Genomic DNA, 14580 nt, shown 5'->3' with positions numbered 1-14580 from the left:
TTAGTCAACCCCAAAGCTCGGGATACATTTCAAGTTGTTAGCTGAAAAATTACCTCTAAATTTATTGTGCAGACCTGACAGATGAAGTCCATGCTACTAAGAATCACATCAGGTGGTTGATTTACCTCCGCTCTCCCCCTTGATTACACCTGACCGCCCACACCCTTAAACTTCTCGACGAACGCAGCGATCTTCTGGAATACACTTTGCTTTTTAGTCAGGTACTGTGGGTTTAATGGGCTCATCTTGGGTAGAATATCATTGAGCTCGGTACCTGCATCGCTTGCATACTCCCGCTTTAGAGAATTCACGATATAGCGCTTCGCAGCTTTTTGATTCAGTCCCTCTGCATCTATCAGGTCTTCAGCTTCTCGCTGTTGCTCAGCCTGGGCAAAGGCGAAGAAAGCTTCAATAACACCGGCTTTATCCCCCACAGAATCAAGATCGGTCTGATTGATAAAATCCACCAGTAGGCTTTCTTTGGCACGGTTGCCAAGGCTGGCACGGATAACCCGGCGCACTTCATCAACCAGATCAGCTTTACTTTTGGTTTTTTTGTTATGTTCAAAGATGAGTTCCAAGATGTAGTCCAGGTTGATCTCCTGAGACTTCAACAGATCTATCTCAAACACCACGTCATTCCAGTCGATAGTGGATTTTTCTTTCTCTTTGGCTGATTTCTGGCGACGCTGCCAGTCCCGTATGTCATTGTAGGTAGAACGGTAATCCTGGATTTTGCGATCGGCAGGAAGACGTATTGTTTGCAATTCGGCCAGCTTCTCATCATCCAGATAATGTTCGGCCTTAAAGGCTTCAACTGCCTCAGGGTCATTAATATCCACGTTTTGCAGCGCTTTCAGGCTGGCAAACTCATCATAGTTTTGCAGTACATTTTCTACCCTCAGGTATTCACCGAAGAGTTTGGCAAAGGCTTTTTTATCCGACTCTTTTTCAATCCCCGATGGGCCGGGAAAGCGCTGCTCTAGCTCGCACACCACATCCATAAACCCGCGGCGTGCTTCACCGGTGACCACATCGGTAAAACCTTCCATGTATTCCTGGTAACTCTTCTCCAACACAATATTTTTGGTGTTTTTATCACCAAATAAAGTAATGGCATCGACGGTCGCCTTTTCCAGATCGCGGAAGGTGACGATATTGCCGAAGGTTTTTGTCGCATCATAAATACGATTAGTGCGTGAAAATGCCTGCATCAGGCCGTGATAACGCAGGTTTTTATCGACAAACAAAGTATTAAGCGTCGGCGCATCGAAGCCAGTCAAAAACATGCCGACAACAACCAGTAGGTCAACTTTCTCTTCGGGCTTTAGCTTATTGCCTTGAGAATCCTCACCCTTTACACGCCTGGCGAGGTCACGGTAATAATTCTGAAAGCCTTTGCTGTCTATGCTAAAGCTGGTTTTAAAGAAGCTGTTATAGTCATTCACCGCTTTGGCAAGAAACTCCTTGGCACTGCTATCCATGTCCGTAGTTTCAAAGCCTTCATCCTGAATATCGCCTACCGCGTCCTGCTCTTCATTGGCGGTGTAGGAAAAAATAGTGGCGATTTTTAGCGGTCTGTCACTGCCGACTTGCAATTGATTCAAAGTCTCATAATACAGCTTGGCAGCATCGACGCTGTTCACCGCAAACATGGCATTAAAGCCTTTGGCATTAGCCAACAGGCGATGGGTTTTCTGGCGAAAGTTGTTCAGGATGTACTGAGATATCTCACGAATACGCTCCGGATGCTGTAGCGCTTCTTTATTCTCAGCGGCGGTCAGCTTCTTCTCGTCCTGCTCGGTTTCTATATGCTTGAACTTTGGCCGCACATCGTTGTAGTCCACCTTGAACTTAAGCACTTTTTCATCACGGATAGCATCGGTAATAACATAGGAGTGTAATTCCCGGCCAAAGACACTTGCCGTGGTTTCAGCCCCCAAGGCGTTCTGCGGGAAGATCGGGGTGCCGGTAAAGCCAAACTGATAGAAGCGTTTGAACCTCTTATTTAGGTTTTTCTGCGCCTCACCAAACTGGCTACGGTGACACTCATCGAATATAAACACCACCTGCTTGCTGTAGATAGAAAGCTCAGCTTCCGACTTCATCAGGTTATTGAGTTTCTGGATTGTGGTAACAACAATCTTGTTGTCATCTTTGTCCAAGTTTCGTTTGAGGCCAGCAGTACTATCAGAGCCATTGACGCTATCGGGTGAGAAGCGCTGGTACTCCTTCATGGTCTGGAAGTCGAGGTCTTTTCTGTCTACGACAAAGAAGACCTTGTCGATAAAATCCAGCTCTGTAGCTAAGCGTGCCGCTTTAAAGCTGGTTAATGTCTTGCCTGATCCTGTGGTATGCCAGATATAGCCACCACTTTCTGGTTTACTCCAGTTTTTACTCTCGAATGAACTCTTCACCTTCCATAAAGTACGCTCAGTAGCGGCAATCTGGTAGGGGCGCATCACCAGCAGCGTATCACTGACATCAAGTACCGAGTAATGTAGCAGTAGATTTAGTAGAGTGTTTTTCTGGAAGAAGGTAGCGGTAAAATCTTTTAGGTCCTTAATCAGGCTATTGTCTGACTTTGCCCAATTCATGGTGAAATCGTAGCTGTTTTTATTGCGCTTGGTAGTATTGGCAAAATAACGGCTATCGGTCCCATTAGAGATCACAAATAGCTGTAAGTATTTATACAGTGAGTTATCGCTATTAAAACTCTCTTTACTGTATCGGTGAATCTGATTAAAGGCCTCACGAATTGCTACGCCACGCTTTTTCAGCTCCACCTGCACCAGCGGCAAGCCGTTGACCAGAATAGTCACATCATAGCGGTTGGCATGACTACCGATTTGCTCAAACTGCTTGATTACCTGCACCTTGTTGCGGGCTATGTTCTTTTTATCCAGCAGGTAAATGTTTTTAATCTGGCCATCGTCAAAAACGAAATCATAAATATAGTCATCGTGAACCTTGCGGGTTTTATCAACGATGGTATCGCTAGGCTTATCCAGGTAAGCCTCTACAAAGCGTGCCCACTCGCCATCTTCAAACTGCACGCTGTTTAGGCTTTGCAGCTGCTCACGCACATTGGCCAGCATGGCCTCGGGGTTATTCAAGCCTTGCAGGTATTCATAGCCCTGATTGACCAGGTCCTGAATCAGCTCCCGTTCCAGGTCATCTTCGCTCTGGTAGTTTTCAGCTATCTGCCATTCTTTGCTGTACCTATCCAGTACGATAAAGTTATTCGATTCGGCGATAGTTTTGTAATCAGTCACTTTGTGCTTCCTGCCTCCAGAATCCATATTCACTGCTCAAGAAATTAACGAGTTCTTCCAACTTAGCTTTATCATTTGCTTCAACTTCGCCTGTTTCTTCACCAGCATGCGCAGAGTGACTAGAAAGGTTAAGAATCCTGTTCGCAAAAGGGTCTGGGGTACCATCTTCTACTGTAGGAAGAAGATTTTCCCATTTATCGTGCCCTAAAAAGGTTGTAGTTTTCTCAAGGATATTTCTAAGGAAGTTAAAGTGGTATTTTTTTATTTGATCACTACTAATAGCCTCTCTAATCTCAGAAAGTAATAGCAAGTGGTATGAAAATGGTGTTTTTCTATCTAGTGTCGTGAGGTCAAAGGTCCCATCGGAATTCTTATCCAAACGGGATTTTTCAGATTCTCGAGGCTTATATGCCCACTCGATTGTCTCAGCATTTGGGTCTATGGATAATTTGTTATTAAATTCATTTGAGAGGACATTATAAAAAAGTGGATTATGCGTCGTGATGATAAATTTTAATCCCGCAGTACAGGACTTAACTAATTTCGCCAAATCAACCGCAAGCTCAATTAGATGATTGTCATCGAGAGAGCTTACAGGATCATCAATGAAAACATAACGTAAGTTATTAAAATCAGTACTACTTCTCTCATCTTCAGAGCTGTCTAACTCCTCTATAACCAGCTCTAGGAAACTGTAAAATATACTCCAAACCAGATTACTTTCTTCACCTTTAGAGATCTTTATGGGTTGACCTCCCTCATCATCTCTTACTGTAAATGAAATCTCTGAATAATCGGCACTAAACAGAGGTTCTACATTACTATTCGTCAGCCTCTGAAAATGATCAATGATAGTTGGAGCTTGACCCTGATCTTCTAGTACCCATTTAGTAAAGGCGTTACGATGAATCTTAAGCTTTCTATCCTCATCCCCTTCCAAGTCGTTATCCCAGTAGAACAAATCTTCTGTGAAAGCGTTATAGTAGAGAACATTTTTGCGAGCCAGCTCTGATTGCTGAACAGTCTCTCCCTCACTGTTCATTTCTGACGCTAATAGCTCTTTGAATTCTCTGGACAAGCGTGTTTTACCCGTACCATTGAAGGCATAGATTAACTGCACTTTTTTGTCAGCGCCTCTTAATTGCTCGGCAATTTCCGTTAACGTCTTGCTCATATCAGGCCGCCACCTCCGCGTCCGGCTTCGGGAAGCTCAACAGTAAATCGCGGTAATACTCGTATTGCTTTTGGCGCAATTCGATTTCGCGGGGGAGGCCTTCGCTCATAGAGCTGGTTAATGCATAAAATTTATCAAGAACAGTAACGATGTACTCTTTTTCTTCAAGTGACGGGCTTGGAATTCTGATACTTTCCAAATTCTTTTTATTTAGCTTTGGCTGAGCGGCACCTGATATATAGGGCGTTAGGTCAATACTATTTAGATAGTACTCAACATACCTTCTCTCAGCATAAGTATTGAATTTAAGTACGTGGGCATGATTATTCACCCAGGTCTTGCCACTGATACTGAACGCTATTGGAGTATTACGCGCCAATAGATTCGCGCCATCTTCAGATATGAGCAGAAAGTCACCATCAAAAATGTAGCCTTTCACATAATCGACAATGCCTGACGCGCCGTAGTAGGGAATACTGCCAGCTTCCCTCAAGCCGCTCTTGATTGGCTTTCTCTTGGAATCGTGATTTTCTGCCAATTCCCCCAACGTCCTCCATTCAACGCCCCCTTCCTCAAAGCTAAACAACTTATCACGATAGAAGTTGTATTGCTTTTTTCGCAAGCTAAGCTCGGTGGTCAGCTCGGTGGTCATGGTGGTAAATGCGTCTAGGATACGGACGATTTCGGACTGAACGGCCAGTGATTTCTCGGGGTTATCTGGGCAGGGGATGGGTATCTGAAACTTTAAAAACATTGGTCTTCTAAGCGAAGTTACCGAAGCGTGCACCGATGTCTTTTTTATGTAAGGATAAAAGTTTGCAACTATATAATGATATAAATATTTTGGGTTTAAAGCCTCAGATGGAGCAATACGATACGCTCTCTGATGAAGCGCATATTTACCCTGTGCGTAGTGAAATACTTTCCCAACTCCAACACCATCTCCAGCAGTGATGATAGCAGTTTCGTCAAAATCGAAATCATTTAGCTTCAGCGGCTCACGACCTCGTGCATAGAATGTATAGCTGCCATCGTCAATAGCATCCTTCGTATCATGGCTGCCAGTTCCAATTTCAGCTACACTCCCTAACGGTCGCCACTCCACCACAGCACCATCCAGCAGCTTTTCCATAAACCCCAACTGACTCATACCGTAATCTCCGCCACAATCCCATCAATCTCCGAGCGAAGCTGATCGATTTTTTCCACGGTGGTTTTCAGTTCGTCATTGAGCGCTGAAATATCAATCACTTCACGGGTATCTTCAGCTTCTACATAACTGCTGACAGACAGGTTGTAATCATTCCCGGCAATCTTTTCAGAAGCTACCGACTTGGCCAGGTGATCGACATCCTCTTTGCTATCGAACACCGCCATGATCTGCTTGATGTGATCACCTGTAAGAACATTGTTATTGGTCTCTTTTTTAAACAAGCCACTGGCATCGATAAACTGGGTATTGGTGTCGGTTTTGTTCTTCGCCAGCACCAGGATATTCACGGCAATCGTAGTGCCATAAAACAAGTTGGGGGCCAGCGAGATCACTGTTTCCACATAGTTATTATCCACCAGGTATTTGCGAATTTTCTGTTCGGCACCACCGCGGTAAAAAATACCGGGGAAGCAGACTATGGCGGCGCGGCCCTTACTAGAGAGGTAGCTGAGGGCATGCAGCACAAAGGCAAAATCTGCCTTGGATTTGGGGGCTAATACACCTGCTGGGGCAAAGCGGTCGTCATTGATCAGAGTAGGATCATCGCTACCCACCCATTTCACCGAGTATGGCGGGTTAGAGACGATAGCGTCGAAGGGTTTTTCATCCCCAAAGTGCGGGTCAATCAGGGTGTTGCCCAGCTGTACATCGAACTTGTCATAGTTGATGTTGTGCAGGAACATATTCATGCGGGCCAGGTTGTAGGTGGTGTGATTGATCTCCTGGCCATAGAAGCCATCTTCGATAATATGGTTATCGAAGTGCTTTTTGGCCTGTAACAGCAACGAGCCGGAGCCTGCGGCTGGATCATAGATTTTATTGACACTGGTTTGCTTATGCATGGCCAGCTGGGCGATGAGCTTGGAGACGTGCTGCGGGGTGAAAAACTCACCCCCAGATTTACCCGCATTGGCGGCATAGTTTGAGATCAAAAACTCATAGGCGTCGCCAAAGAGGTCATTTTGATTATCTTCAAAGCTCTCGAGTTCTAAACCCGCAACGCCTTTAAGCACATCCGCCAGACGCTTGTTTTTATCCTTTACCGTATTGCCCAAGCGGTTGCTGGTAGTGTCGAAATCGGCAAACAGGCCTTTGATATCACCTTCGGAGGGGTAGCCATTGGCCGAGGCCTCAATATCATTAAAGATTTTTGCCAGATCGGTATTCAGGCTTTCATTGGTATTGGCACTGGCGGCGACGTTAGTAAACAGCTGGCTAGGATAAATGAAATAGCCCTTGGTTTTTACAGCATCTTCTTTTACATTGGCGATTCTTTGATCGCCATCATCCATGGCAGCGTAATCGGCGCTGCTATCGCCCCCTGTAATATAATCAGTGAAATTCTCGCTGATAAACCGGTAAAACAGGGCGCCCAGTACATACTGCTTAAAATCCCAGCCGTCTACCGCGCCACGGACATCGTTGGCAATCGCCCAGATTTGGCGATGCAGAGCGGCGCGCTGTTGTAAACTTGTCATTGTGTTGTTCCTATCTCTATTACAATCAGCCTGCTGTAGGCTTTTGCCAGCGACTATCAAGGTGATTGCTGGCTAATAATTAGTCTTTACGGCGGTGCTATTTAGGTTTGTGCCAGCTCAAGCATGTCACCCACCTCACACTCAAACAGCAGGCACAGCTTCTCAATGGCTTCAAGATCTATTTTCTGCGCAGTTTCTTTGTAGAGCAGGGTCACCGTGGCACGGCTTAGGCCCGTTTCTCTGGCAACGTCGGCAATACGCATCTTATGTTCGCCCATCATACGGGCTAGATGACAGCGGATCATGGCTGTGCCCCTAACAGTCCGGTCTTATTAATAGCGCTGGAGCATATCACAATCTTGACATTTAACTAGCATTTTGCGAGTTGAAATTAAATTTTTAAGGGCCGATAGGTGTGAGGTCTACGCTGTTTAATCATTCACCGGATCGATTAAGTTATGAACTTGAGCTTGCATATTTTCAGCAACTTATGGGCTTTTGCCATTTGATATTGGCAAACCTCGAGATACTAAAGAGACTGCTCGCCCTGCTCTTAGAGCGTACGGATCGAAGTAATTGGTAAATAAGCGATGATACAAACCAGTGCAATTCTGGACACCCACAAAATAGCGAGATGGGCAAGGCAGTAGTAGCCAAATGATAAGATTGGCACCGAGCCCATGAAAATGCTTTAAATTCAATGGGTTACAGTGGAGTTTCAGTTTAGGGCCACTAGCCCTCACACTTCCCTATTCCGCTCCACCATAGCCACTCCCCAACCGGTAAGCAGCATTTACCAAGCTCTCACCTGCAAAGGAATACCCACCCACTGCTTGGGAATTAGCAGGTAGTAAACAAGTTGATCATATAGCGCCGAACCGGCGAAAAGCTAGAAATCAGGATGAATATCCCAATGACGGTACAGGAAGTGAAAGGCAATCCAAAATCCCCGCAACCTCCCTCCCTACCATCGAAAGGAGATCCATATAAGGGTCGAAACGCACAAAAAGTGGGCAGAAGAGACAGTGAGAGCGGATTCACAATGACAGGAGCCCAGCCAAACCCCCTCCCTTTTTTTATCGTCATAGTGGCATCTTTGTGAGCACACTATCTCCACACGAATCAGAATGCAGCTTCCCAGGCTCTATAAGTGAAAAATCAACACTAGCCGGAATGATCAGCTGAGTTCACTATATAGCTAACGTTGCTGCAATCTGTTTACACTAACTTTTATCAGTTACCTTTTCCTATTCATATCCGGCTAAACGAAAGTAGGCCATCAGCGTAAAGAGCAATCCTGGACACCGACCAATTACAAAATATAACCCCCAACCCTATCGACTAAAGCGTTAATCAGCACCAAATACGGGAGCGCAATGAGCAATTAAGGAAACCAGCCTTTCAGCACAGAATCTTAGAGAAATATTGGCGCGCAAATTTTCTTATTGGAATATATTAAGTTTTATTCAGTGTCACGGCTGAGTAAACTTAACAGATATCTATTTGCATGACGGGTCGCGATCAAGCAAATTTCCACGGCCGCAGCCCTCTACCAAAGACCCCCAAATTTCTGAAGCGTCCACACTATCAATAAGAGAACCACAAGGTGAATTAAGAGTAGAGAGAAGGCGCTGACCCAAGGTGCTGCAACACCAGGGGCCAGCTAACCAAATTGATAAACTCACTATCAAGATGGCTGTATGCATACTACGCTAGAAACCCGCTCGTCTTCAATAAAGTGGAGCACAATCAGCAGCTTGGAGCAATTCCCCAAGCTCTGGGAGCCTAGCGCCCGCCTTTTCCTATTCTGCGCCCACCGCCCCCGCGCCCCACCCCACTCTTCCACCAAGTATCACTTACCAAGCTTCCCCACCAAGGAGTGCCCACCCACAGCTTGAGTATCACTAGGAAACAAATATGTTGATCCTAAAGCGCCGAACAGGCGAGAACCTAAGAATTGGAACGAGTGTCTCGATCACAGTGCTGGAAGTGAAGGGAAATCAAGTAAAGATAGGCATCCGCGCCCCCAAATCCCTCCCCGTCCATCGTGAAGAGATTTATGTACGTATCAAAAGAGAACAAAAAGTAGGCAACGGAAGGCATTGAGGGAAGGTTCCCCAAGGAGGGAGGCTCCAGACGATCCTCCTTCCTTTACTTAACAAATCTAGCTCTTTGCTGAGCCGTAACCTAATAGTTAGGGCCTGAGTTTTGCTAATGCTTGCTCGGACAAGCAACATTGAGGGCAATACATCAGCACAATAACTTGTTAGAGCTAAAGTGGTTCCCTACTGAAATTGGTAATTTGTTGACCAAAAACTTCTATTGCTTGATTTTCTAAACGTTCCTTGAGGCCAATAACTTCTAGATAGTCATTCCCAGCATCTGCCACTTCATCCTCATCTTCAGATTTTTCACAAATAGACTTTAGACGCTCAGCTTCATGAGTTATTGCTTCAAGTATTATCCGGGTTTCCCAATCACATAGTGATGAGTTCATTTCTTTTATATGTGTCATAACGCAATCTGCTTTTTGAATACCTTCTGACATTTAATTGCCAATCTTGAAAGTAGACCCTTGAATTCATCCAGAGGCATATTTGCCGTTGGAGCGATACTATTATGCCTATCAAAAGAAAAAAGTAGACACTGAAAGGCCGCGGGACCAGATTCACAATGGAGGGAATCCCACCCAAATCTCCTCCCCTCTTTCATCATCATAGTGGCACCTTTGAGCGCACACTATTTCTATGATGGGAAATGTCACAGCCATACAGTTACTTCCAAATGTATTAGAAAACAGCTGCACACACTCTATAAGTGAAAATCGACACTAACTGGGGAGATCAGCTGAGTTCAAGACATAGCTAGCATTGCTGCAATCTGTTCACACTAATTTTTATCAGTTACCTCTTCCCATTCATCTTCATAACCGGCTGAACGAAAATATGCCATCAGCGTAATGATGATTTTCTCAAGGATATATTCACTACTCTCACCTTGCTTTTCATCTTGCTTATTAGACTCACTGACAGTTCTCCAGAAAAACTCAGCGAAGTGAATGGCCTCTTCTTTATTAGCCAAAGATCCCGATTTGATTATATCGAGGCTTTTTTTATCATTGAGTAACTCTGCATAATGCAAAAGAAACTCCTTTTCCTCGGGCAATTTATAATTAATCACCCTATCACCTTCGTACCATCTCTTATTACACTCATGCGATCAGCAACCATCTGGAGCTTTTGGACTAGTTGAGAAGCCGTCATTCTCCTCGTAATGGTTAGAAAGTAGTGTCTATTATCTTTCTGATCTTGCACAAATTTCAGATCAGGCGGCAAATCTGACTTCTCCAAAACCCAAAATACGTCGACATTTTTCCCAGGGTTTTTAGATGCTTTCAGCTTATTTATTGATTTGAGGTGCTGCCAGTTTGCCGAAAAGCTGAGTCCCGTCTGATTATGAGGAATCACCCACTCGTGCTTCCTCTATAGAGATTTAACTTTGGTGTATCAAACTTTGGTTACCGTACTATCGCCATAAAGAGGCGCATAACGTTGATCGCCGACTGTAATACCCTAGTAAACTCATAGTAGTTCGCGTGAAAAATTAACTATATTTTTTCCGTATTTTTCAACTGCCTTCTCTTTAAGAGGCTTTAGTAGGAGCCTTACTTCAATAAGATCATTACCAACATCCGCGATCTCATCTTCATTATCCGATGTTTCGCAAATATTGGACATTTTTTGTTCCATTTCTATCAGCGCTTCCAGGATAATCTTGAGCTCTGATTCTACTAGGCTTAATTGAAAGTCATTCATACCACTCTACCTTCTTTCTTAAAAACTCTTGTGGCGCTAAGGGCCATTTCTTCGAGAAGTCCTTTAAATTTATCAACCGGCATATTCTGGGTGGGAGATATGCAATAGTGATGGGCCTTATCTTGAACCATCTTGAGGCCCATTGGTGGTTTAGTATTTGGTTGAAATCTCCAAACCCAACCCGTCATCGGGGATTCATTAATCCCTTCCCGATCAAAAACACTTATACCCTTGCCGTTAGCGATAATTACTCGAATGCCATTGACCTCCATTGTATCAACATCCTTTGGTCTAACATTTGATAACTTTGGGCTTGTTGAATTACCGAGCCTAAATAGCTCTTCTGGAACAATGAAGAACTCCTTTGGGAACATGATGATCTCCTTTTCAAGATACTGAATTAATCCTGGCCCCACACCGAACAAAAGTATAAACCGCCAAGGCTATTGGCTGAAGAGGATAATTATACAAAAATTTGGTATTTACGATCCCTTATTCGAAAATATTAAGCTTTTTACCTCTAGGGGCAATTCTGGACACCCACCAAGTAGAATAGCGAGCAGAGCAACAGTAGCCGGATAAGAAAATTGGCATTGAAAATATAACAAGTTGTAAACTCAATAAGTTATATTAGCTAATCAATTCAGGAACACTTATATCCACCCTTCCCTATTCTGCACTATTACGACTGCTCCCCATCCGCAAAGCATCACTCACCAAGCTCCCGCAGTAAGGAATCCCCCCACATCTTGAGTATCTTCACGAAGTAAGTAGGTTGACCATAAAGCACCGAGCCGGCGAAATCCCATAAGCTAGTACAAGTGTGCTAGCTGCTGTACTGGAAGCGAAAAGCAATCAAGAAAAGATAGGCATCCACACCCCCAAATCCCCTCAGCCCATCGTAAAGGGATCTATGTGCGAATCGAAAGGTAAGCAATAGAAGGAATTCTCCAAGGAAGGAGACTCTACCCCAATAGGGCTCCAGAGAGGCGCTATTGATAGCTAGCTATCTTTCAGGTAACGGGCGGCATGCTCATAGAACCCTTTTCACACTTACAAGGAATTACCTCTCTACAAAGCGGAAAAGACAGTACAAGTTAGAGTGAACAAGTAACCTAGCTACTTAGCAGAAGACTTTGATCGTTTTTCAACCTACTCCTCCTCATCAATACGATCTATTAGGTTTTGTGGTGAACCCAAGGTACTGTCTTTTTCAAGCTCTTTCTTGATATCTTCAGGAAGTGGCTTGAACAACTCTTTTGCTCTCCCTTCAGCATTCCTTTTTACTTTCTCGTATCTTGGTTGGCGCTTCATGAAATTCCTATCAACAAATTAAGGTTAATATAGTTAACCAATGAACCTGAGGCGGAGCTTATAAATCAAGCAGGCAATGCAACTAGCGAGCGAGTGAAATATCGACTACCTGACAGTTTTCACGGTGTAGTTTCACAGTCGGCTGACCACCGCCACGTCCATACTTTGATTCTTCCTTCGGAATCACTAAATAGAAACTGCCATCAACAATCAACTTGTAGTCCCCAACTTTTGCGCTTTTGGCTGGAAACTTTGTAGCAATTTCGGAAACCCCTTTTTCAAGCGCAAGTTTATCTGAACACAAGCAGGCGCTTGCAATGTGGGAACAAACTGTCAACGCCATGAAAACTATAATTTTTACATTAAACTTATAGAACACTTTAAACATAGCAAGTTACCTTGTATGTATGGCTACCCATTTAGTAATACAGCCTTCTTGTTGGAGCAAAACTGAAAGCGAGTCTATCAATATACACTCGTTAAGACTCATTGACAGATGCCATTCCCTCTAGTTTTCTTTTCGCAAACTTACCCCTTTCTGATACAGGGTGAGACTCATCTGAAGCAAACTTGTTAGCTAACTCCTTAGCAATAACTGCTTCAATTTTACCCAGCTCTCGTATCAAAATCTCAGCTGAAACTCGTCTAACGATAGACGAGCGATCAGTAGATGATAATTTCAAAAAATCGAGTATAGGGAGCTTGATGTCTAGTTTTCGTTCACCTACGATGGGCCTTACCCTACCTTCACAATAGCGTATATCTGTCCATTCCCATTTCCGGCCCTCCATCCATACAATACGGCCTTCAAATAAACTACGATATGCCTTAGCTCTAACCGAAGGTTGAATAGCTAATCTCGCTATTTCCTCTAAATTCTCATCAAGAATAGGTGTGCGCCCAAGCTGGGAAAAAAGTGATGGCATGGGCCCAGACGCAGACGAAATTAACTTACGCCGAAGCGACTCTGCTATATCTTTTTCACAAATGATTTGAAGAAGAATCTGCTTGTCTTCTTCCTTGATTCTACCCCATGAGTTCCAATTTGATAGTGCAATACATAGTGCTTCAACTACACATTTTGGATCAGTTAATTTTGCTATCTCAGGAAGCTTTTCTCTTGCAACCTCACGCACTTGAGGTACCCAATCATTCAGCCTACGAACGGCAAGCGAGAAAAAGAATGTATTTGGCGCTCCTCCCGAAAGAGCTCGTAGAGCTTTCTCTCTTTTGTAACCATCCCAACTTATTAGGTCAAGCCAAGTTGTCAGCTCCTTAGGTTTTGACCAAAGTTTCCACTTGGGAGGCGTGGATTCTCTTAATGCTGAAGAGAACTCAGTGCGTATTAACCGTTCCCAGTAGTCAAAACTGGAAAGAGATAACTGACTCGTCACATCAACTAATGCAGACATATCAGCTACAACCTTGCTCCCCGAATTTATCGAGTTCACAAAGTCCTTAACTGCTAAAATAACTTTCTCTTCCATTATCTTCAACTGTTGCACCTATTTCACGGCTTGATAACGCTCAAATCAGCGGAGTTTCAGTTCCGCTGTATTTTCTTATTACATGCCCTACGCCATCTCTCTTAGCAAGTGAATAGATGTATTTTTTGGCAACCCCATTGAGCTTGCCAAACCATCTATACGATTAGCCACCATGGTAATCTCTGACTCGGCCACCCCTATCGCTTCATACACAGCCTGATAATCAACCTCAATTTTTCTATCTGTGGCGGGGATGAATGGCTCGTCATCAATGCACTCAATTATTACTTTATCGCCCTTTCTAAACGCACGCGGACTTGGATGCCCCTCAATGGCTATGTAGAGATCGGATTCCGACTTCAATCGCACCCAGGACTCAAGATCAGCTATAGTCCCACAACATTGGGGAAATATTTTATTAACTCCATTTATGACTAGAGCAAAGCCGCCAAAGAAGGCGCAACAATCTTTGACTTCAAAATCTGATATATGCAGTTCAATTGCGCGCGCCAAATTGTTGTCATTAAGCTTACTTAACGAATGAAATTGATGATCAGCTGAATATCCGACCAAGTCTCGATATCCACTTACTGTAAGTAGCTCGTCTCTTGCAGTCGAGCTGCATTCTTTCCTAAGATCGTTAGCCTGATCTGATATTGGCAACTCTATTAATACTTCTAATTTTACTTCCATATTAGTGCAATTCTGGATACCCACTAAATTGAAAGTATAAACCGCAAGAGCTATCAGACTGAAGAGTAGACTCAAATAAAACACCATGGGACAGCTGGATCTAGAGGCCTAGCTTCGCATATTCTTACTCT

The 14580-nt window shown here is 44.0% G+C and carries 14 protein-coding genes; 1 reads left to right on the top strand and 13 read right to left on the bottom strand.

Annotated elements, in window-relative coordinates; genetic code table 11:
* Nucleotides 1-143: 143 nt before the first annotated feature.
* The 5 genes from P3339_RS10250 to P3339_RS10230 all read right to left on the bottom strand — a co-directional run bounded on the left by P3339_RS10250 (nucleotide 144) and on the right by P3339_RS10230 (nucleotide 7445).
* The gene (locus P3339_RS10250; RefSeq protein WP_282953312.1) at nucleotides 144-3275 is read right to left on the bottom strand and encodes a type I restriction endonuclease subunit R; all 3132 of its coding nucleotides are present in this window, start codon (nucleotides 3273-3275) and stop codon (nucleotides 144-146) included.
* On the bottom strand, nucleotides 3268-4449 hold the full coding sequence (locus P3339_RS10245; protein ID WP_282953311.1) for an AAA family ATPase: 1182 nt from the start codon (nucleotides 4447-4449) through the stop codon (nucleotides 3268-3270). Before P3339_RS10245 ends, P3339_RS10250 begins: the two co-directional genes overlap by 8 nt.
* Nucleotide 4450: 1 nt before the next feature.
* On the bottom strand, nucleotides 4451-5599 hold the full coding sequence (locus tag P3339_RS10240; RefSeq protein WP_282953310.1) for a restriction endonuclease subunit S: 1149 nt from the start codon (nucleotides 5597-5599) through the stop codon (nucleotides 4451-4453).
* The gene (locus tag P3339_RS10235) at nucleotides 5596-7140 is read right to left on the bottom strand and encodes a type I restriction-modification system subunit M (RefSeq protein ID WP_282953309.1); all 1545 of its coding nucleotides are present in this window, start codon (nucleotides 7138-7140) and stop codon (nucleotides 5596-5598) included. Before P3339_RS10235 ends, P3339_RS10240 begins: the two co-directional genes overlap by 4 nt.
* A 101-nt stretch (nucleotides 7141-7241) precedes the next feature.
* The gene (locus P3339_RS10230; RefSeq protein WP_282953308.1) at nucleotides 7242-7445 is read right to left on the bottom strand and encodes a helix-turn-helix domain-containing protein; all 204 of its coding nucleotides are present in this window, start codon (nucleotides 7443-7445) and stop codon (nucleotides 7242-7244) included.
* A gap of 1612 nt (nucleotides 7446-9057) precedes the next feature.
* Between P3339_RS10230 and csrA the strand changes: the two genes are divergently transcribed.
* Nucleotides 9058-9246, top strand: coding sequence for a carbon storage regulator CsrA (gene csrA / locus P3339_RS10225; RefSeq protein ID WP_282953307.1), 189 nt, complete (start codon nucleotides 9058-9060; stop codon nucleotides 9244-9246).
* Between the two features lie 166 nt (nucleotides 9247-9412).
* Here csrA and P3339_RS10220 read toward each other — a convergent pair whose 3' ends face one another.
* The 8 genes from P3339_RS10220 to P3339_RS10185 form a co-directional block, all read right to left on the bottom strand.
* Nucleotides 9413-9688 (bottom strand): hypothetical protein, encoded by a 276-nt coding sequence (locus P3339_RS10220; protein ID WP_282953306.1) that lies wholly within the window; start codon nucleotides 9686-9688, stop codon nucleotides 9413-9415.
* Between the two features lie 341 nt (nucleotides 9689-10029).
* Complete coding sequence (locus P3339_RS10215; RefSeq protein ID WP_282953305.1) at nucleotides 10030-10320, bottom strand: hypothetical protein; 291 nt, start codon at nucleotides 10318-10320, stop codon at nucleotides 10030-10032.
* Nucleotides 10321-10721: 401 nt separating this feature from the next.
* Complete coding sequence (locus tag P3339_RS10210) at nucleotides 10722-10955, bottom strand: hypothetical protein (protein ID WP_282953304.1); 234 nt, start codon at nucleotides 10953-10955, stop codon at nucleotides 10722-10724.
* Entirely contained in the window at nucleotides 10952-11371 is a 420-nt protein-coding gene (locus P3339_RS10205; protein ID WP_282953577.1) for a Tse2 family ADP-ribosyltransferase toxin, read from the bottom strand. Before P3339_RS10205 ends, P3339_RS10210 begins: the two co-directional genes overlap by 4 nt.
* 736 nt (nucleotides 11372-12107) lie before the next feature.
* On the bottom strand, nucleotides 12108-12269 hold the full coding sequence (locus tag P3339_RS10200; protein ID WP_282953303.1) for a hypothetical protein: 162 nt from the start codon (nucleotides 12267-12269) through the stop codon (nucleotides 12108-12110).
* 82 nt (nucleotides 12270-12351) lie between these two features.
* Entirely contained in the window at nucleotides 12352-12657 is a 306-nt protein-coding gene (locus P3339_RS10195) for a hypothetical protein (protein WP_282953302.1), read from the bottom strand.
* 91 nt (nucleotides 12658-12748) lie between these two features.
* The gene (locus tag P3339_RS10190; RefSeq protein ID WP_282953301.1) at nucleotides 12749-13756 is read right to left on the bottom strand and encodes a hypothetical protein; all 1008 of its coding nucleotides are present in this window, start codon (nucleotides 13754-13756) and stop codon (nucleotides 12749-12751) included.
* An 87-nt stretch (nucleotides 13757-13843) separates the two neighbouring features.
* Entirely contained in the window at nucleotides 13844-14449 is a 606-nt protein-coding gene (locus P3339_RS10185) for a hypothetical protein (protein ID WP_282953300.1), read from the bottom strand.
* Nucleotides 14450-14580 lie beyond the last annotated feature (131 nt).

Source organism: Microbulbifer sp. MLAF003, assembly GCF_030012965.1.
GTDB classification, from domain to species: Bacteria; Pseudomonadota; Gammaproteobacteria; order Pseudomonadales; family Cellvibrionaceae; genus Microbulbifer; species Microbulbifer variabilis.
This window is presented reverse-complemented; position numbering and strand designations above follow the sequence as displayed.